Origin of the sequence: Virgibacillus necropolis (genome assembly GCF_002224365.1) — a bacterium.
In the GTDB taxonomy this organism is placed as follows: Bacteria; Bacillota; Bacilli; order Bacillales; family Amphibacillaceae; genus Virgibacillus_F; species Virgibacillus_F necropolis.
In genome coordinates, this window is sequence record NZ_CP022437.1 from 3,430,089 (window position 1) to 3,449,187 (window position 19,099).

Sequence of the window (19,099 nt, forward strand, 5' to 3'; positions counted from 1 at the left end):
ATCGTTTCTAGTATTTTTTAAGTGCTTCAATCATTAGTTTCCAAAAACCTTCTACATCAAGTTCTAATCCGAATTTAGCATTAACTTTCCTTCCAGTGACCCCGTGTAAATCAATTAACGTTGTTCCAGAAGTAAACTCTCCTTTAGTTTCAACAGTAATATTTACATCTTTAGTCGTAAACAATTCTGGTGCAACACAATATGCCACAGTTAATACATCATGTACTGGTGCCCCATCAAAATCGAACATTTCTTTATTTGTTGATGCAAAAAACACCAATAATTCGCCGACTATTTTAGCTATATTGTTATCAATTTTATTCACTTGATCGATAACTTCTTTTGTTGCTAAGGCTTGATGTGTTATATCTAGTCCCATGACTACTGTTGGAATATCACTATCAAATACCTTTTTTGCAGCTTCTGGATCAGCCCAAATATTAAATTCAGCTGTTGGCGTCCAGTTCCCAAACGTTCCGCCCCCCATGAGTACGATTTCTTCAATATTATCCTTAATTTCCGGTGCCTTTGATAAAGCTAAGGCAATATTTGTTAAAGGTCCAGTTGGTAGGATTGTAACAGGTTCTTTTGACTCTTTTACAAGTCTTATAATTGTGTCACTACCATGTTCCTCACTCCAACTGCGCGTAGGTTCAGGCAACTCCGGACCATCCAAACCTGAATCCCCATGAATACCAGGTGCAGTTTCTCGTAATCGAACCAATGGTTTACTTGCCCCTTTTGAAACAACAACATCAGTTAATGAAACTAAATCACAAATTTTTAACGCATTGTTAGTCGTTTTTTCAATTTCTGCATTTCCAGAAACCGTTGTAATTCCTAAAATCTCTAATTTTGGTTGCACGGCAGCTAAAATAATTGCGATTGCATCATCATGTCCCGGATCACAATCCATAATAATTTTTTTTATAGTCATACTATTACTCCCCTTTTCTTTTGGCTGTTTTCGTATAGTTAGTTGCTCATACCACCGAAGTTGATAAAAAATGCGACGTAAGTGCCTTGTTTTTTTTGGACAACCGTTCCGGAAATCCACTTCGCTTTCCACGGGCTCGCGCTTTCTAAGCAGGAGTCTACGTGGATTTCCTTCACTGGGTTTGTGCTTAACAATTTCAATTTACTTGATTGTTTAGATCACACAGGCAGCCAGCAATTTATGGAAGTTGTTTGGAGCGGAGGACCGTTGACTCCTGCGGGAACAGCACGAGTCTGAAGACCCCGCAGGAAGTGGGTTTCTTCCGAGGAGGCTGAAGCCGTGCCCTAAGGTGCGCAACGGTCCGGAGCGGAAAACAACCAGCAGTTACATCGTAATGTATTTCCGGAGCGGTATGTTACGTCGCATTTTATATCCTTTGTGTCAAAAACAACAATCTTTCAGAAAAACAGCCTTTCTTTTTAAACAACCTCTTATATTACAATCCCCATGATAGTACCTGAAATTACAGACGCTAATGTAGCACCTAACAACAATTTTAAAGCAAATTTTGAAACATAACGCCCTTGTTTTTCACTAATAGATTTGATTGAACCTGCAACAATACCTACAGTTCCAAAGTTTGCAAAGCTAACCAAATATACAGACACAATAGCAACTGTTTTATCGGAAAGATTCTTTGAAATTTCACCAAAATTCAACATTGCAACAAATTCATTTGTAACCAATTTGGTAGCCATAATTCCACCCGCTTGTACAGTTTCTGCTAATGGAATACCCATTAAAAAAGCAATTGGTGCAAAAATATAGCCCATAACCGTTTGAAACGAAATGTCAACTACACCTAGAAAAATCACATTAATCAATTCCATCAAAGAAATAAATCCTAATAGCATAGCTGCAACTGTAACAATAAGTTTTAATCCTTCCATTGCGCTATCTCCAACCATTTGGAAGAAAGGAGCTCTTTCATTTTCATCAATTTCAACTAAATCCTCATTATCGTCTAAATCATAGGGATTAATAATATTAGCAATTATGAGCGCACTAAAAATATTTAAAACCACAGCTGTTACAACATACTTGGGCTCTAACATCGTCATATAAGACCCAACCATTGCCATACTTACTGCACTCATTGCTGAAGTACAAATTGTATAAAGTCTTTTTGAAGATAATAGCGGAATTTGTTTTTTAATTGTTAAAAACACTTCTGGTTGTCCAAGTACAGCAGTAGAAACTGCAAAATAGCTTTCAAGTTTACCCATTCCAGTTATTTTACTTAAAATTAAACCTAGGAACTTGATTATCAATGGTAATACGTTGATATAATTAAGTATCCCTATTAAGACTGACAAGAAAACAAGCGGTAATAACGCGACAATTATGAACGGTGCTTCACCTTCATTCACCAGACCACCAAATACAAATTGAATTCCTGTTTCAGCAATAGCTAATATTCCTTCAAAAAACTTGCCAACGTTGGTAATAGTTATTAGACCTATATTCGTATTCATCATGAAGTAAACTAAAATGATTTGCATAGCTAACATAATCAAAATACGTTTATAGTTTATACTTTTTCTGTTATTACTAAATATAAACGCAATAATAAAAGCAAGTAAAATCCCTGTTAGTAAAAATATAAAATTCATGCAGTCCCCTCCCTTATGTGTTAGCGTTTCCAACTGGTTGAAAAAACAACTTCTATAAAAGTTGAGTTGTTACAATAACTTTATAGAAGTTTTAGTTTATTTTAATACGAACTCATTTTAGTATTATTTACTTTTACTGTTGAAACTAACTGCAATTTGGGTTCCTACCTTGGCATTGTGTTTTACTAATTCAATGTTGGCATCTAGGCTTTTTCCATCAGTTAGTTCTTTAATTTTCCCTAGCAAGAATGGTGTACTGTCTTTACCGATAATATTATTTTCTTTTGCTTCTTTAATTGCTTGATTGATAATTCCATTGATATAGTCCTCATCCATAGCATGTTCTTCAGGAATTGGGTTAGCGATTACTGCTCCACCTTTAAGGTTTAGTTCCCATTTGGTTTTTAATGTTTCTGCAATTACATCAATTGAATCAGTAGAGAAGTTTAATTGATGCTCACTATTTCTTGTATAGAATGCTGGTAGACACTCTGTTTCATATCCAATTACAGGAACCCCTTTTGTTTCAAGGTATTCCAGCGTAAGGGCTAGATCTAGGATTGATTTTGCTCCTGCACAAATTACAGCTACATCAGTCTGGGCTAATTCTTCAAGGTCGGCTGAGATATCCATCGAAGTTTCTGCACCTTTATGAACTCCGCCAATACCACCTGTCACAAAGATTTTGATGTCTGCTAAATCAGCACAAATCATTGTTGTTGAGACAGTTGTTGCACCAAGTTTTTTAGAAGCAATAATTTGCGGTAAATCACGTCTTGATACTTTCGCAACATCTGAACTTTTACCAAATAACTCTAATTCCTCATCTGTTAAACCAATTTTAATTTCTCCATCCATGATAGCAATTGTTGCCGGGACAGCACCGTTATCGCGAACAATTTGTTCAACTTCACGAGCCATTTTTATGTTTTGGGGATAAGGCATACCATGAGAAATAATAGTAGATTCTAATGCAACGATTGCCTTTCCTTCCTCTTTTGCTTGTTGTACCTCTGCAGATAATTTAATATAGTTTTTCATTTAAATTTCCTCCATATCTAATATAAATTGTTTTTGTGATAATTCCTGTCTAACTGTATACGTTGACATAATTGTTTTATGGGCATTGACCAAACCAGATTTTATAATGTAGTCAATTTCTTTCTTTTGTAACCAAGAATAAATAACTCCTGAACAAAACGAATCTCCTGCACCCGTAACATCAACAACCATAGGAGTTTCAACAGATGGAAAATGACGAATCTCTCCATTTTCAACGCCTGTAATTACACCTTTTGATCCATTCGTTATAATTACATTTTTTACTCCTAACTCTAACCACTTATTAGCCGAATTCCTCCAATCTTCCTCATCATTAATTTTTATATTCAAATAAGCTTCTGTTTCATCTTTATTTACGATAAGCCAGTCCACTGCACTCAACGTTTTTGGAAGCCTATTCATTTTTGGAGACGAAACAGGGATAACGACTAATGGAATAGTATTGTTAGTTGTGAAAGAACAAAGATAATCAATCGTTTCACTTGGACAATTTAAATCCACTACAATACACTTAGCTTTTCTAAGAAGATTACTGTTTTTCATCAACAAATCAGGTGTAATATTTTCATATACATCCATGTCTGCTAATGCAATTGATAAATCACCATTCTTATCTAAAACTGCTGTATAGGAGCCTGTTGCCGAATTTTCAAATTGTGCGACATGATCTAAATCCATAAAAGGTGACGATAAATTATAGATCTCTTCCCATTCTGGATCGTTACCACTTGCTGAAATTAGAATAACTTCCTCACCAAATCTTCCTAAGTTTTCAGCAATATTTCTTGCTACTCCACCAACTGTCATAGAGGATTTTACTGGATTGGATGTTTTGGGAACAATTTTATTTTTGATATATAACTTTCTATCAACATTCGCTCCTCCTATACAGATAATTGGGGATTTTTGGTTTCCCTCATTAAAAGCATTAGTCAAACTCAACACCCCCTCTTACAAACAAATGTTTATTTATTAAACATATGTCTAGTATACGCTTACGTTTTTATTTGTCAATAAGGTAAAACCAACTCTAGCTTGAACGGTTTATCCCACCTAAACTAAAATTCTCCGTCTAACAATTTTTGAGCCATGAGGTTATACTGCCCGTCAAACTGCGATAAATCCTTGAATTAATTAAAACTCTATTATTCTTTTTTTCCTACTAAATTTCATACATAAAAAAGCCAATACTCCCCTTACATAGGGAAATATCGGCTTTTCCTTAATTCTTTCCTGTTTTTTTTAATAAAAAAATAAGGTTAATCGTGAGCATTTTCAAAGTTATTTTCAACAAGCGAATAAAGTTGATCTGTTGTCAAATCTGCATTTGTGTCCAGTGTTTGCGACGTGATAGCTGAAGCTGCCATACCCAAACGTACAGCTTGTTCAAATGATTCATCACGACTTATGCCAAATAGAACACCGCCTATTAAGGATTCCTCTACCCCCGTGCTATCAAAAATATCCATTTGTAATGGAGGAAGATGATCCTGTCTTCCATCGTTACCTGACCAGAATAATCCTTGCTTGTCCAAGGTAATAATAACTTGCTTCACACCTCTTTGTATTATTTGTTCAGTTGCATTCTTACAGTCTTCAATCGTTTCAATCTCCATTTTGGACAATGCTGCTGCTTCATCACGACTTGCAATCAATAAATCTATGCCATGTAAATTAGAAGGTAGTCTTAACGCTTTTGGTGCTGAAACGGTATTAACCCATAAGGTCAGTTGTTCTTTTTCGCACCTTTTTATAAGATAAGTCAACGTTTCTTCTGGAAGGTTAGAATCGGCAAATATTATATTAGATGAAGCCAGATGCGACCAGCGCGCTTCAATGAATTCAATACTGAACTGGTCATAGATTTGCATATCTGCTACTGCAAGAATCATTTCACCAGTATCATTAAGAATAGATGTATAAGTCCCTGTCTTTTCCTGGTTCATTGCCAAGCATTGGCTGACATCTACCCCGTAGCGCTTGGTTTCTTCCAAAAGCCATTTTCCTTCTTGGTCATCTCCAATTAAAGTAATCAACGACACTTGGCACCCAAGCCTCCCCAAGTTCTCTGCTACATTTCGAGATATACCTCCGCAAGACTGTCTAACAGCTGCAGGGTTGGAAGTACTGTACTGAATAGGTTTCATGGTTTGTGACTTGCGATCTATATTTGCTCCACCAATACAAGTTATAGTTGAGTCTTCTCGTACGATGTAAGCACGCCCAATTATTTCCCCTTTTTTTATTAAGGTGGATATATATCCGGCCACCGCTGATCTGGAAAGTCCAAGTTTCACCGCTAATTCTTGTTGAGAAATAAATGGGTTTTCTCTAATTAAAGCCAAAATGTGCTGTTCTTTGACCACTTATTCACCTTCCTTCTATTCAACGTCTATTTGTAATATTGAGTATAATACTTATCATTCACCGTTTGCAACTGGAATAAAACTAGTTTTCACGACAACGGTCTGAATATATCAGGTTTTTAAACTACTACTACTCGTAACGGGCCACTATAAACGAATACTTTAATTAACATAAAAAGGGCGATTTCAAGTGATACAATAGCCGTTCCTGTAAGTGAAAAATAGAATATGTTATACCATGGCCATTAGAATATAAAGATCTTCCGAGCATAATTTAAACGTATATCTCCTTCCAAAAAAGATCTTGAACGGGCGAATTCTACATGGCCTCTTTTAAAATTAAAAGACGCTCTCTTGTAAAAAAAGCGCCTTTTTGAATTATTCAAGTTTACGTTCTATGAAAATAGTACTATTAGATCACTGGATAATACTGAATATATCGTGGATTAAAATAGTAAGGTGGTCTCGCTCCTATTTTAGGCATTAACCACGTATAAGGATTATCGTCATATAACATTTCTACTTTTTCATCTGAATGATTAACTAACAATAACTCAACTGTAGGGTGAAACAGACAGTATTGCAAAAATGGCAACCTCCTTGTAAAAATCATATACAATTACTCTATTCAATGTTCTATAGTGTGCGCCTGTACAAAAACTTTTTACATAGTGATTCCTTGCACTTAATGTGCCCATGTGACATAGGCTAATTTGAAAATGACTTTTCAGGAGGTTAAGCATGTCACAAGACGATCGAAATAAGCAAAAAAAAGCATCCGATCAAACGTATCCGATGTATCCCAATTACGGAAAAATAACGCGTTATCAAGACGTGCCGATCACTGTACCTGAACAACGCCAACTCCGCCAGCCTGGTGTAGAAAAATGTATGGTTCCACAACCAATCATTGAAAACCCTAATTATAACGGTAGCGAAAAACTGATTGGAAAAACCGCGCTCATAACAGGTGGTGATAGCGGCATGGGTGCAGCTGCAGCTATTGCTTTCGCTAAAGAAGGTGCTGATGTTGCCATTTCCTATTTAGATGAACATGAGGACGCAAACCGGACTAAGGAAAGAATTGAAGAGCTCGGGCAAAGGGCTATATTATTGCCTGGTGACTTAAGGGAAAAGCAACAATGTATCAACATCGTGGAAGAAACTATTCAAGCATTCGGCCAGCTTGATGTTCTTTGTAACCACGTAGGAATTCAATTTCAACAATTAAACCTTACAGACATTACTGATGAGCAATTCGATGATACCTTCAAAGTCAACATCTACTCTCACTTTTACACAACTAGAGCAGCTCTTCCGCATTTAAAAGCTGGTAGTTCCATCATTAATACCTCTTCAGTTGTGACGTATGCTGGTAATGAACAGTTAATCGATTATACGGCTACGAAAGGTGCAATCATTGGTTTCACACGTGCCTTGGCAAACAATGTCGTTGGGAAAGGTATACGGGTCAATGCCATTGCACCGGGGCGTATATGGTCTCCGCTCATTCCAGCAAGTTTTTCTGCAGATGCAGTCACTCTTGTTGCTAATCCGATGGAGCGTCAAGGCCAACCATTCGAAGTTGCCCCTACTTTTGTGTATCTCGCCTCAGATGACTCGCGTTTCGTGACTGGTCAGACACTACATGTTAATGGTGGAGAGTGGACCTCATCCTAACTTTTCGGTCAAGAAGTTTTGTGCACGACCTACATTTGTATTTAAATTTAAAGCACGCTACCTAAAACTTAGGAGGTAGTATCTACTTATTCACAAAAATGTCAAAAGTTTAACAAAATGTTCAAATAATTACGGTTTATTCTGACGATTATAGGTTATAATAAAAGGAGTACGGTAAAAGGAGTGGATAATATGCGACCGAAGATTTTAAATTTTGAAGAACTCGTTAAAAAAAATAGACAAGAACTTCTAGATGACGAAAAAAAAATTACTCAAATTGAAATGCGTTTAGAAAAGAAACAAACAGATTTAACTAGTGCAAAACACAAAAAGCTTAATTTACAATAAATAAAAAACATAACTGTATGATACTGAAGTTATTTTTTTGGTTTGACAGAATCGCTACAATCAGACCTGCAAAAGATATCATCAAGAACATTGCCTGGGAATCTGTCATATCGCATCATCCCCTTTTAACTTTAAAAGAGGATGAAAAAAATTTAAGCAAAAGATACAAAAGAGACGTCTCAAATGAGGCGTCTCTTCTGATATATGGAGGATTATTCACACTCGACCTATTCTTCAATAGTTTTAGTCGTAGAAACACAATGTGGTGTCTTGGTCCGAGCGTAGCAATCCATACTTCTTTAAGAAAACACCTGTAAACGGTGACAAAATCATACCTTTAATCCTGCAGCACGAACAAATAAAATTATTTTTTTTGAGGGATGAAGATAATGGGTTAACATCGATCCTTGGAGGGATAATATAATTATAACTAATGAAGGAGTGCATGCAGTTGAGTCAAAAAGAGATTAAAACAAGCGTAGAAAACATACTTAATAATAGTAGTGTTGGTGTAATGGCAACGGTTAAAAATAATAAACCACATTCAAGGTACATGACTTTTTCTAGCGAGGGGCTGAAACTTTACACAGCGACAAGCAAAAATACCCATAAAGCGGATGAAGTAGAAACTAACCCGTTCACGCATATTCTTCTCGGATATGAAGGTAAAGGGTACGGCGATGATTATGTGGAGTATGAAGGAAAGGTTTCCATAAGTGATTCTAAAGAAATGAAAAAACAGTTATGGAATGAGAATATGGAGCTTTGGTTTGATGGCCCAAATGATCCGAATTATATCGTACTCGAAATTGAACCAATTCAAATTAGTTTGATGAACAAAAAAAGTGAAACACCAAAGATACTTCATTTATAAATAATAAAGATCACCAGCTTTATGAATGGCTGGTGATCTTTATTAATGTCTTTTTTGTTTAAATTGTTCCATACATTCTTGTACAAGCGTTACACCTTGACTCATGGCTGCTCCTCCACCTATCGCTGTTGATACGCCAATTGCCTCAAAGATTTCCTTATCCGTACACCCCTGGTCGATGCATCCCTTCGTATGATAAATCATACAGTACTCATCTTGGGAATAAACGCTAATCCCGAGCGCAATAAGCTGCTTATTTTTCTGGGAAATTTCCCCTTCTCTGAAACAATGCTCAGTAAATTCATTGTACGTCTGTACAACTTCAGGCATACCTTCAGTGAATTTATGAAGACCTTCCTTGTAGTTAATTAAGTGCTTTTCAATGGAGAGGTTGTTTGTTACTTCTTGATGATGTCCCATGTTTCCGCTTCCTTTCCATATATAACCCGTAAGTAATTACTCCAAAACCATTGAAGGCTTTGGAGTAATTGGTTATTATTTTCTATTTAATGGGTCTTGATCTCTTTCCCTGTCCGCGAAAGATTCAGACGAATTTGTAACATCATTTTCTTCACCAAACTCCGTGCCATAGTTAACATTTCTTGTATGCATGGTTCGATCCTTACCTCTGTCCATGTCCTTATTCGTTTCTGTCATAGGGTCAAATAACATGGTTATGCAATACAGACCGCTTAATCCAACTAGCGTATAAATTACTCGAGCTAAAGCCGCATCTTGTCCACCAAATATTGCTGCTACTAGGTCAAACTGGAATAACCCAATTAATCCCCAGTTAATAGCTCCAATTATTACTAAAGTTAAGGCAATTTTTTTCAACGTTTCCATAATCCTGCACCTCCTTTTTTGTCAGACCTTTTAACCACGATGTTCGACTAAATCGATGGCCCCTAATACGATATGAGCCAATCCAAACCCAATAATTGAACCGGTTACTATAGGTTGTATGCTTCTATTATTCCGTAGTGCTACACCAGTGGTTGTCACTGCTGACCCAAGAACTACGGGTATTAATCCTTCTTTTACGTTTTGCATAAAGTATCCCTCCTGCTAATTGCCAAGGTTCATTTTATCTTTTCCATATAATTCGTTTTCATTCAAGAGTAATTAAGCATTTCCTACTGACTTCGTGACTTTGTGCCCATTCCTAAAGAACCTGATATCGTCCATTTTCCTAAAATAGTGGTCTGTTTTGTTATTAGCTAAAAAACGAACATAAATCTATCCCATTAAGGAATAACTAAAAACACTAAACTAAAGAAAACTAGGTGAATTAATGAACATGAATCAGAATTATCAACCAGGTGAGATTGTCTATATTATTATTCGTAATCCCCATGCTCAAGATGTTGCCAATGTTCAACAAGCAGCTGTTGTACAAAATCCAGATAACCCTTATGAATTAGCTCTCTTTGCACACGAGAATTATTTTCCATTTTCAGATGAATTTGCCGTGTTTAAATCTGAAGAAGAAGCAGAACATGCATATCTTGAGGCATTTGGATCATTGGATACAGGTGATCTTGATGGTTAAACCATTTGTTCCTCAGCTTGTTTATGTCGAACCTCGTGCGTTAGAGTATCAACTTGGAAAAGACCTCGTTACTAAATTCGAGAATATGGGGATTGAAATTCGGGAGACAACCTCACATAATCAAATTCGGAATTTACCAGGAGATAATCATTTTCAAAAATACCGAGTCGCTAAATCGACACTCGTACTTGGTATCCGAAAAACCTTAAAGTTTGATACATCAAAACCATCAGCAGAATACGCAATTCCTTTTGTGACAGGGTGTATGGGACATTGTCATTATTGCTACCTGCAAACAACAATGGGCAACAAACCATATATTCGAACGTACGTAAACGTGGATGAAATTTTTGATTCGGCTGCTAATTATATGAAGGAACGTGCACCAGAACCTACACGTTTTGAAGCGTCGTGCACATCAGATATCGTTGGTGTTGATCATTTAACCCATACGCTAAAAAGAGCAATAGAATACTTCGGTAGTTCAGAATATGGGCATCTTCGTTTCGTAACAAAATTTGCTCATGTCGATCATTTGCTTGATGCTAAGCATAATGGTCGGACACGTTTTCGTTTTAGTATTAATAATGATTATATTATTAAATTCTTTGAACCTGGAACATCAAGGCTCCCTGAGAGAATTGAAGCGGCTGTAAAAGTGGCAGAAGCCGGCTATCCATTAGGGTTTATCATTGCGCCAATTTACTTACACGAGAACTGGAAAGAAGGCTATCATGAAATGTTTGAAAAACTTGAGGCTGCTTTACCAGCATTTGCTAGGAAAGACTTAACGTTTGAAATGATCCAACATCGCTTTACAAAACCAGCCAAGCGTGTCATTCAAGAAAACTACCCGATGACCAAACTCGAACTTGACGAATCGAAGCGGAAATGGAAATGGGGAAGATACGGTATCGGTAAATATGTTTATACCAATGAGGAACAAGAGGATATAAAGGATACATTAGGAAACTACATTCATGAGTATTTTCCAGAGGCAAAGTTAGAATACTTCACCTAATTTTTATACCCTTATGTTCCAGGTTTTCCACGCATGCATGGAAGTACTCCAGGTCATGTTCTGGATATATAGGAAATTCTGTTGTGTCCTTTTGTTCATGCCAATAAAGACTATCTTTGTCATGCGCAAGGCATGCCTTCCCTCTATAATAAGGGTTTTCCCAAAGGGGATTATTCTGGTATCCCCTGTTTTTCATTTCATCCATCACCTTTAGATGGAATTGGTATAATTTATAGGGTGAATAATCAAACACATAATTGACGGTCGCATGCTTTTTCCCCCAACCATTGCCTCTTAAAGCACAACATTCCCGGTGCTGACCCAGCAACTGTTGACGTGGCAGCCTTGATAATAGTTCTTCATGCCAAAGACGCATAGAAAAATCCCTCCCTTTTCACCCGATTCATCATGATTCCCACTACTTTTATTCAGGAAAAAGTCCCTGCCAAAAGAAACGGTTGATTTGTTCAGCCGTTTTTTCAATAGTTGGGAATATAGAATGGTTATCAACTGTCTTATAATTGCCTACTTTTAATAGTGCTAGGTATGTCTGTGTAGCAAATGTTGGGTTTATTTCACCAATTTCGCCCTTAGCCATTGCATCAACAAATGCTTCTTCGATTGCTTGATGCATATTCTCTTCTGCCTGATGCATTCTCTTTATTTGTTCCGGTGATAATGTATTTTTAGTCCCTTTCATAAAACCATCCATATCTATATCAACGGTTGCTTTCAAGTGTGCTTCTGTCACATTTAAGAGACGACTGCGTAATGGGATGTTTTCTTGCAGCATGGCATGCATTTTTTCGCGAATACGTTCCATCATTTGCACTATCGTTTCCGTAAATAATTCCGCTTTACTAGCATAATAGTAATAGACGGTTGCTTTTGTCACATTGCACAATTTCGCAACATCATCTACCGAAACATGTTGATAGCCGTTATCTAAAAAAAGACGGGAAGCCGCCTTTAAAATAATTTCTTTTGTTGGTAATTCCAACTCACTGGAACGCGGTCTTCCCGGCGAACGATTATGTTTGGCCTTCACACTTGTTCTCTCCTTGTCCATTAGTTAATTTGTATTATAGCACACCTAATCCAGGAATTTGATTGAAACCCATTGATAATTAACTAACCAGTATATATAATTATATCAACGTGAAAACTTGCATTTAAAGAGAGGAAGATTGGATGAACAAATTTTTACAGAAATGGAGCAATACAGTTGCGGGTTCCAAGAGTCGCTTTGCAACACTCGTAATTTGGCTTCTAATCATAGGAATTTTGTCTTTCGTCTGGCCTCAGGTAAATGATGAAGAAACCGCTTCAACTAACCTGTTACCTGAAGATGCCATGTCGGTTGAGGCAGCAAAGATTATCCAAGAGCAATTTCCAAGCGATACTGGGGTCCCGCTATTAATGGTCTGGTACCGAGAAGGTGGATTAAAGGAAGCTGACTTTCAAGCCGTACAATCTATCTATGAACAGTTAAAACATGACCCCCTAGAGCAGCAAACATTGGTACCAGATTTTGGGAATATCCCCGTTGAAGCATTAATGAAATCTGCTTCTAGTGATGGTACAGCTCTCACAACACCTGTATTTTTTGAAAAAGAATCTCAGGCAGAAACGTTACAGCAGGCACTTAATGTCTTGAAAAAAAAGGTTACCAATGTAACGAAAACAAATCCTTTTAAGGAAGAATTAGCGAAAGATGGATTGCATGTACGATTTACCGGCCCGGTGGGGATTCAAACAGATGCGACTGAACTGTTTAGCCAAGCAGATATTACACTATTGGTCACAACTGTATTGCTTGTTTTAGTCTTACTTATCGTCTTATATCGTTCTCCAATACTAGCCATCGTCCCGTTAATAAGTGTTGGGATTGCCTACGGACTAATAAGCCCATTACTTGGTTTTATGGCAAGCCAAGGATGGATCGAAGTCGACGCCCAGGCAATATCCATTATGACTGTACTACTGTTCGGAGCAGGAACCGATTATTGCCTATTTCTCATTTCCAGGTACCGGGATGAATTACAGCTTGAGGCAAATAAATATACAGCACTTCAACAGGCAATTGCAAACTCAGGAAGTGCTATTATGATGAGTGCTTTAACAACAGTACTCGGACTCGTTACGCTATCGCTTGCACAATACGCATCCTATGATCGTTTTGCAGTGCCGTTCAGCTTAGCCATATTCATCATGGGAATTGCAGTTCTGACATTTTTGCCATCAATTCTAGCTATGCTTGGAAGAGTAGCCTTTTTCCCTTTTATTCCACGAACAGAAAAAATGGCACAGGAACTAGAAAAAAAGAAAGGAAAGCCTGTTCGTCATCCAAAAACAAGAAGTCGATTCAGCAAGTCTGTTGGTCGTTTGGTTACTGATAGACCTTGGCCGGTTATTATTATTTGTACGATTTTCCTTGGAGGGCTCGCACTGTTTGTTCCTAAAATTGAGTTTACATATGGCGTGCTTGATTCTTTTCCAGAAGATATGCCATCACGTGAAGGATTTCAGGTTATTGCCGACCATTATCCACCTGGAAAAATAGCTCCCGTACAGATAATTGTCGATACGGACGGTCACGACGTTTCATTACAAAGCGACCTCTCTTCTTTAAAGCTAATTGAAAACGTCAGTGATCCTAGAACTGGAGAAAAGGATTCCAATTATCAAGCATATGAGCTAACCTTAGCAATTGATCCCTATTCAACAAAAGCCGTTAACCAAATTCCAGAGTTAAAAGCTTCTGTGCAGAACAGCCTCGAACAAGCCGGTGTGCAACAGGCTGGTGAACATGTCTGGATTGGTGGAGAAACAGCTGCACTTTATGATACGGAAGAAGTAACAAGCCGCGATCAGAACCTGATTATTCCAGTTGTCCTGGTCATTATTGCAGCTTTATTGTTAGTTTACTTACGCTCCATTGTAGCAATGGTTTACCTTTTGTTAACCGTTGTCCTGTCCTACCTTTCAGCACTTGGACTTGGTTGGCTATTGATTCATTATGGGTTTGACGCACCTGCCATGAATGGTCTTATTCCGCTTTATGCCTTTGTTTTCTTAGTAGCACTTGGCGAAGATTACAATATATTTATGGTTTCAAGCATATGGAAAAACCGTAAACATATGTCCATGAAAGAGGCAATTTCAGAAGGAGTCGGTCAGACGAGCGGCGTTATTAGTTCAGCTGGGTTAATACTAGCGGGAACATTTTCGGTATTGGCAGTACTTCCCATGCAGGTACTGGTTCAATTCGGAACAGTAACTGCAATTGGGGTCTTACTAGATACCTTTATTGTGAGATCACTACTCGTTCCATCCATAACAACTGTACTTGGAAGATTTGCCTTTTGGCCCGGTATGCGTTGGAAACAAAAGTAATCCTTTTACCCCTAGTATGCTCTAATTGAATCAGCGTAAAGATAATTCCAAAAATATTGTTTGACTAATCAGAAGCTTTGATGTAGATATTAGTTATATATTCAACAAAAGCACTCCGTGAAATTTAGCCACGGATAAAGGGGAAAGTAATTTGACTACTGAAATAATCTTTGCTTCCAATAAGTTGGGTGTAGTAACAACTGCTCAATTACAGTTAATGCTTGATAGATTTGATTTAGGTAAACTCATTTCATTCGAAAAAACCGCACATGGCGCAATGGGACAAACGATGTTTATTTCATCAACTGCTGGAGATTTCGTTCTTAAAGGGAACCCTTTATTTCCTGGGCAATTCGTTGAGGAAAAGTTTTTCATAGAAAATATACAAAAACGTACAAAGGTTACTGTTTCAACACCTTTTATGATAGACGACGCAGAGGACATTTTCGGCTGGAGTTATTCTGTAATGCCACGTCTAACCGGGGAACATATGAATTCACCACAAATGAAAGCTAGCCCATCCAAAGCTGGAAAGTTAAAGATAGCTGAATTAATAGCTGAAACGTTAACTGAGTTTCATAGTTGGAAAGTTCAACAGTTCGGAGAGTTTGAGACCAAAAGTTTCACCGTGCGTCCCTTTAAAGGTACTTATACTACATGGCTTTGCAATAGAATAAGGTTTTGGTTAAATGACGCCAAAAAATATTCAGTTATAACCTCCGAAGACATTCTGTGGGTGGAAACGCTATTAGAAGGTACAAAACCTTATCTTGACGCTTTATCATCACCGACGTTCGTAATGGGTGATTTTAAATCGGGAAACTTCCTATTAAAGAGAGGAACTGATGGCTGGAAAATTAGTGGTGTATTCGATTTCACTAACTCCTATTTTGGAGACCCTTTATCAGATTTAATAAAGATGTTAATAATCTATCTAGACAATGGGGAACAAGAAGTTGCAAAACATTTACTATCCGTTTATCTGCGCGGTTCAGAAGATAAACATGCTGTAAGACAACGTATCAGAGTTCATATGCTCCAGCAACGAATCTTAGATTGGGGCTGTGCTAAAGCGATAGGAATGGTTACGTGGGATGATAATCTTTCATTTTCTAACTGGGTGGAAAGTTACACAGAAACAGCTGCAAATCTTTTAGACTGATTTTTAAAAGTTATTGCCATTCAATCCTATTTGATTGAAACATATTCATGTGATATTCGTATAATTAGGTGGCAAGCAAAAAAACAAGGGGGGATCTTTGATGAAATCCATTACGAAAAAACGTACGAAAGCATTTGTGATTGACTTGGCTATTTCAAGCGCTTTAACTGCTGGTGTTGAGTATTTATTGCGGAAAAAAGTGAAAAATGAAGTGGTTCATGCTTTGATAACACCGACCATAGTAATGTGGACTCTTGAGTACGCCCAGTTACGCCAAAGTGGTCAAACGATTGGTTATAGAAAAATGGGGCTTACCCTTGTTAATGAGGATGGTTCAGCACCAACATCCTGCCAAATTATCAAGCGCATGGGTTACCGGGATACAGTGAGCACCTTTGATTACTTAAAAAGCCGTGAGACGTTTGAAAACCAAGCTGGAGCAGTACTTCCACATGATTGCTTTTCAGGTACAGTAGTTAGAGAAATGTAAAATATCGGAAAGTTACTTTTTTACATAAGAGCTATTAAAAAGGTCGGTCCCCAGACTTTAATGTAACTGGAGACCGATCCTTTCGATTTTCTTCTTAAAGGCTTCTATTTTCAACTATCTGATTTATCTCAGTTAGAAATGTTTCTAGCTTGACTTCTTTTGAATCATCCTGACCGTATTGCCTTACATGAACAGACCGATTCTCTACCTCATTATCCCCTACAACCAGAATGTATGGAATCTTTTTCATTTGAGCTTCTCTTATTTTGTATCCTAGTTTTTCTTCACGTAGGTCAAGTTCGCTTCTTCGTTCAGCTTGCTTAAATCGTTGGTTAATTTCTTCTGCATAACTTCTATGCACTTCATTTGATACGGGTATTACTTTCACTTGAACTGGTGCTAACCAGGCTGGGAACACACCGCCAAAGTGTTCAACTAATATCCCTAGAAAACGATCAATTGACCCAAAGACTGCGCGATGAATTACAACTGGTCGGACCTTTTGATTGTTCTCATCTACATAAGTTAAATCAAACTTTTCCGGCATTTGAAAGTCTAGCTGAACTGTTGCACACTGATGACTTCTTTTTAGTGCATCTTTAATATGGATATCAATTTTTGGTCCGTAAAATGCTCCATCACCTTCATTAATAGCAAAATCATACTTAAGTTCGTTTAAGACGTTCTTTAAAGCACCTTCTGCTTTATCCCATAAGGCTTCATCACCCATGTAGTCGTCTGGTCTTGTTGATAGTTCAATATCATAGTTAAAGCCAAATGCACGGTAAACATAATCAATTAATTTTAGCGCTTCCTTAATTTCGGACTCAATTTGATCTGGTCTAACAAAGATGTGAGCATCATCCTGGCAGAATGTGCGAACTCTTAACATGCCGTTTAATGCACCACTGAATTCATGGCGATGCACTTGCCCAAACTCCGCCATGCGAATGGGAAGATCACGATAAGAATGAAGCTTATCTTTAAAAATAAGCATGTGTCCTGGGCAGTTCATCGGTTTTAATGCAAAACGTTGATCGTCTACCTCTGAGAAATACATATTTTCTTTATAGTGATCCCAGTGCCCCGATTGCTCCCATAACCGCTGATTCATCATAATTGGTGTACGGACTTCTTTATAATCGTATAAATTCTGTACCTTTCTCAAAAACGCCTCTAATTCATTACGAATAACTTGACCTTTTGCTAAATAAAATGGCATTCCTGGAGCCTCTTCAGAGAACATAAATAGCTCTAATTCATTTCCTAGCTTACGATGGTTTCTCTTTTGTGCTTCATCAAGAAAATGAAAATAGTCATCCAACTCTACCTTTGAAGAAAAGGCTACACCATAGATACGCTGAAGTACTTTATTATTGCTATCACCTCGCAGGTAAGCACCAGATACATGTGTTAATTTAAATGCTTTAATAAACCGGGTGTTTGGCAAGTGTGGTCCACGACATAAATCAACGAACTCCCCCTGTCGATAAACTGTCAAAACATTATCTAGTGGTATATCTTCTAGCAGCTCTAACTTTAACGGATCACCGGCAAAGATTTCTTTTGCTTCTTCACGTGATATTTCTTCACGTTTGATTTCCAGGTTTTCAGCGATGATTTTATTCATCTCTTTTTCGATCTTAACTAGATCCTCAGCTGAAATGCTACTTTCCAAATCAAGATCATAATAAAAACCGTTTTCTATAACTGGGCCTATGCTTAAATGAACATCATCATAAAGACGCTTCACGGCCTGAGCTAATACATGGGCAGTTGTATGGCGCATAACTTCGATTCCCGCCGATGAATTAAGCTGATATAACTCAATATCTGCATTCTCATTAATACTTCGTCTAAGATCAAACAATGAACCGTTCACCTTACCTGCAACAGATTTCTTTTTCAAACTTGGACTTATTGACTGAGCAATTTCTTCTAAAGTTATACCGTGTACATACTTCTTTTGATTACCATCCGGAAAATTAATGACCAATTCCTTTTGACTCATAACTTTTAACACTCCTCTATAATTTATCAAAAATAAAAAACACACCCATCCCTAAAAAAGGGACGAGTGTGTCTATACCCGTGGTTCCACCCAACTTCCCATCACTTGCAAAATCAGTGATGGCTTCGTCTAAGCTGTATCGTAGCGGCTACGGTATTGATTACTAGTATTTCACCAATACTGCTCCAAGGTGGTAAGCAAATTCCACTGCGTTAGGAAGTTTCCAGCCCTGCCTTCCCTTTCTGTAAACCGTTAAGAATTGCTTATATCCTTATCATTGCGTCTTTTATTTAATTGAACATCAAAAAACACACATACATCCCTCAAACATAAGGGACGATGTGTGTTGTACTCGTGGTTCCACCCAACTTCCCATCACTAATAAATAATAAAAGTGATGGCTTCATTTTGCTGTAACGTAGCAGCTACGGTATTGATTACTGGTATTCACCAATACTACTCCAAGGTGGTAAGCTTTTCTGCTAATTAGGAAGTTCCCAGCCTTGCCTTCCCTCTCTTTAAATCGT

At 37.5% G+C, this 19,099-nt stretch carries 20 protein-coding genes and 1 other annotated feature (1 of these 21 running past the window's edge); of the genes, 8 read left to right on the forward strand and 12 right to left on the reverse strand.

The window, feature by feature from the left end:
- Positions 1-7: 7 nt before the first annotated feature.
- The 6 genes from CFK40_RS16290 to CFK40_RS21145 form a co-directional block, all read right to left on the reverse strand.
- Positions 8-937, reverse strand: coding sequence for a nucleoside hydrolase (locus CFK40_RS16290; RefSeq protein ID WP_089533460.1), 930 nt, complete (start codon positions 935-937; stop codon positions 8-10).
- A gap of 491 nt (positions 938-1,428) precedes the next feature.
- Entirely contained in the window at positions 1,429-2,610 is a 1,182-nt protein-coding gene (locus CFK40_RS16295; RefSeq protein WP_089533461.1) for a NupC/NupG family nucleoside CNT transporter, read from the reverse strand.
- 123 nt (positions 2,611-2,733) lie between these two features.
- Positions 2,734-3,651 carry a pseudouridine-5'-phosphate glycosidase gene (locus CFK40_RS16300; protein ID WP_089533462.1) on the reverse strand — a complete coding sequence of 306 codons (918 nt, stop codon included), beginning with the start codon at positions 3,649-3,651 and terminating at the stop codon, positions 2,734-2,736.
- Complete coding sequence (locus tag CFK40_RS16305) at positions 3,652-4,608, reverse strand: carbohydrate kinase family protein (RefSeq protein WP_089533463.1); 957 nt, start codon at positions 4,606-4,608, stop codon at positions 3,652-3,654.
- A gap of 323 nt (positions 4,609-4,931) precedes the next feature.
- A complete protein-coding gene (locus CFK40_RS16310; protein ID WP_089533464.1) occupies positions 4,932-6,038 on the reverse strand; it encodes a carbohydrate kinase in 1,107 nt (368 codons plus the stop codon).
- A 412-nt stretch (positions 6,039-6,450) separates the two neighbouring features.
- Positions 6,451-6,624 carry a hypothetical protein gene (locus CFK40_RS21145; RefSeq protein WP_168927237.1) on the reverse strand — a complete coding sequence of 58 codons (174 nt, stop codon included), beginning with the start codon at positions 6,622-6,624 and terminating at the stop codon, positions 6,451-6,453.
- Positions 6,625-6,779: 155 nt separating this feature from the next.
- Between CFK40_RS21145 and CFK40_RS16315 the strand changes: the two genes are divergently transcribed.
- The 3 genes from CFK40_RS16315 (at position 6,780) to CFK40_RS16325 (ending at position 8,940) form a co-directional block, all read left to right on the forward strand.
- Positions 6,780-7,718, forward strand: coding sequence for an SDR family oxidoreductase (locus CFK40_RS16315; RefSeq protein WP_089533465.1), 939 nt, complete (start codon positions 6,780-6,782; stop codon positions 7,716-7,718).
- Positions 7,719-7,910: 192 nt separating this feature from the next.
- The gene (locus tag CFK40_RS16320) at positions 7,911-8,066 is read left to right on the forward strand and encodes an FbpB family small basic protein (RefSeq protein WP_089533466.1); all 156 of its coding nucleotides are present in this window, start codon (positions 7,911-7,913) and stop codon (positions 8,064-8,066) included.
- A gap of 451 nt (positions 8,067-8,517) precedes the next feature.
- The gene (locus CFK40_RS16325; protein ID WP_089533467.1) at positions 8,518-8,940 is read left to right on the forward strand and encodes a pyridoxamine 5'-phosphate oxidase family protein; all 423 of its coding nucleotides are present in this window, start codon (positions 8,518-8,520) and stop codon (positions 8,938-8,940) included.
- Between the two features lie 42 nt (positions 8,941-8,982).
- Here CFK40_RS16325 and CFK40_RS16330 read toward each other — a convergent pair whose 3' ends face one another.
- The 3 genes from CFK40_RS16330 to CFK40_RS16340 form a co-directional block, all read right to left on the reverse strand.
- On the reverse strand, positions 8,983-9,360 hold the full coding sequence (locus CFK40_RS16330) for a carboxymuconolactone decarboxylase family protein (RefSeq protein WP_089533468.1): 378 nt from the start codon (positions 9,358-9,360) through the stop codon (positions 8,983-8,985).
- Positions 9,361-9,435: 75 nt separating this feature from the next.
- Positions 9,436-9,786, reverse strand: a complete 351-nt coding sequence (locus tag CFK40_RS16335; protein WP_089533469.1) for a DUF378 domain-containing protein — start codon at positions 9,784-9,786, stop codon at positions 9,436-9,438.
- Between the two features lie 30 nt (positions 9,787-9,816).
- Positions 9,817-9,993: an asparagine synthase gene (locus CFK40_RS16340; RefSeq protein WP_089533470.1), complete on the reverse strand. Its 177-nt coding sequence runs from the start codon at positions 9,991-9,993 to the stop codon at positions 9,817-9,819.
- Positions 9,994-10,240: 247 nt separating this feature from the next.
- Here CFK40_RS16340 and CFK40_RS16345 point away from each other — a divergent pair, with 247 nt between their 5' ends.
- Together CFK40_RS16345 and splB are read left to right on the forward strand one after the other, a co-directional pair.
- On the forward strand, positions 10,241-10,492 hold the full coding sequence (locus CFK40_RS16345; RefSeq protein WP_089533471.1) for a transcriptional regulator SplA domain-containing protein: 252 nt from the start codon (positions 10,241-10,243) through the stop codon (positions 10,490-10,492).
- A complete protein-coding gene (gene splB, locus CFK40_RS16350; protein WP_089533472.1) occupies positions 10,485-11,513 on the forward strand; it encodes a spore photoproduct lyase in 1,029 nt (342 codons plus the stop codon). The genes CFK40_RS16345 and splB overlap by 8 nt, the downstream gene beginning before the upstream one ends.
- Here splB and CFK40_RS16355 read toward each other — a convergent pair.
- Together CFK40_RS16355 and CFK40_RS16360 are read right to left on the reverse strand one after the other, a co-directional pair.
- Positions 11,506-11,889: a TIGR02328 family protein gene (locus tag CFK40_RS16355; protein ID WP_089533473.1), complete on the reverse strand. Its 384-nt coding sequence runs from the start codon at positions 11,887-11,889 to the stop codon at positions 11,506-11,508. The genes splB and CFK40_RS16355 overlap by 8 nt on opposite strands.
- A 48-nt stretch (positions 11,890-11,937) precedes the next feature.
- Positions 11,938-12,561 (reverse strand): TetR/AcrR family transcriptional regulator, encoded by a 624-nt coding sequence (locus tag CFK40_RS16360; RefSeq protein WP_227001803.1) that lies wholly within the window; start codon positions 12,559-12,561, stop codon positions 11,938-11,940.
- A gap of 143 nt (positions 12,562-12,704) precedes the next feature.
- Between CFK40_RS16360 and CFK40_RS16365 the strand changes: the two genes are divergently transcribed.
- From CFK40_RS16365 to CFK40_RS16375, 3 genes are all read left to right on the forward strand, one after another.
- Positions 12,705-14,909, forward strand: a complete 2,205-nt coding sequence (locus CFK40_RS16365; protein WP_089533475.1) for an MMPL family transporter — start codon at positions 12,705-12,707, stop codon at positions 14,907-14,909.
- Between the two features lie 151 nt (positions 14,910-15,060).
- The gene (locus tag CFK40_RS16370; RefSeq protein ID WP_089533476.1) at positions 15,061-16,071 is read left to right on the forward strand and encodes a phosphotransferase family protein; all 1,011 of its coding nucleotides are present in this window, start codon (positions 15,061-15,063) and stop codon (positions 16,069-16,071) included.
- A gap of 100 nt (positions 16,072-16,171) precedes the next feature.
- Positions 16,172-16,561 (forward strand): RDD family protein, encoded by a 390-nt coding sequence (locus tag CFK40_RS16375; RefSeq protein ID WP_089533477.1) that lies wholly within the window; start codon positions 16,172-16,174, stop codon positions 16,559-16,561.
- 94 nt (positions 16,562-16,655) lie between these two features.
- On the opposite strand, the gene thrS is transcribed toward CFK40_RS16375, so the two are convergent.
- Entirely contained in the window at positions 16,656-18,572 is a 1,917-nt protein-coding gene (gene thrS, locus CFK40_RS16380) for a threonine--tRNA ligase (protein WP_089533478.1), read from the reverse strand.
- Positions 18,573-18,901: 329 nt separating this feature from the next.
- Positions 18,902-19,099, reverse strand: a binding site (T-box leader); it runs 34 nt beyond the window's last position.

What these genes read in the sequence shown, in the direction of transcription:
- CFK40_RS16290 (WP_089533460.1), bottom strand. Translation starts at nt 937, where the DNA reads ATGACTATAAAAAAAATTATTATGGATTGTGATCCGGGACATGATGAT.
- CFK40_RS16295 (WP_089533461.1), bottom strand. Translation starts at nt 2,610, where the DNA reads ATGAATTTTATATTTTTACTAACAGGGATTTTACTTGCTTTTATTATT.
- CFK40_RS16300 (WP_089533462.1), bottom strand. Translation starts at nt 3,651, where the DNA reads ATGAAAAACTATATTAAATTATCTGCAGAGGTACAACAAGCAAAAGAG.
- CFK40_RS16315 (WP_089533465.1), top strand. Translation starts at nt 6,780, where the DNA reads ATGTCACAAGACGATCGAAATAAGCAAAAAAAAGCATCCGATCAAACG.
- CFK40_RS16320 (WP_089533466.1), top strand. Translation starts at nt 7,911, where the DNA reads ATGCGACCGAAGATTTTAAATTTTGAAGAACTCGTTAAAAAAAATAGA.
- CFK40_RS16330 (WP_089533468.1), bottom strand. Translation starts at nt 9,360, where the DNA reads ATGGGACATCATCAAGAAGTAACAAACAACCTCTCCATTGAAAAGCAC.
- CFK40_RS16335 (WP_089533469.1), bottom strand. Translation starts at nt 9,786, where the DNA reads ATGGAAACGTTGAAAAAAATTGCCTTAACTTTAGTAATAATTGGAGCT.
- CFK40_RS16340 (WP_089533470.1), bottom strand. Translation starts at nt 9,993, where the DNA reads ATGCAAAACGTAAAAGAAGGATTAATACCCGTAGTTCTTGGGTCAGCA.
- CFK40_RS16345 (WP_089533471.1), top strand. Translation starts at nt 10,241, where the DNA reads ATGAATCAGAATTATCAACCAGGTGAGATTGTCTATATTATTATTCGT.
- splB (WP_089533472.1), top strand. Translation starts at nt 10,485, where the DNA reads ATGGTTAAACCATTTGTTCCTCAGCTTGTTTATGTCGAACCTCGTGCG.
- CFK40_RS16355 (WP_089533473.1), bottom strand. Translation starts at nt 11,889, where the DNA reads ATGCGTCTTTGGCATGAAGAACTATTATCAAGGCTGCCACGTCAACAG.
- CFK40_RS16365 (WP_089533475.1), top strand. Translation starts at nt 12,705, where the DNA reads ATGAACAAATTTTTACAGAAATGGAGCAATACAGTTGCGGGTTCCAAG.
- CFK40_RS16375 (WP_089533477.1), top strand. Translation starts at nt 16,172, where the DNA reads ATGAAATCCATTACGAAAAAACGTACGAAAGCATTTGTGATTGACTTG.
- thrS (WP_089533478.1), bottom strand. Translation starts at nt 18,572, where the DNA reads ATGAGTCAAAAGGAATTGGTCATTAATTTTCCGGATGGTAATCAAAAG.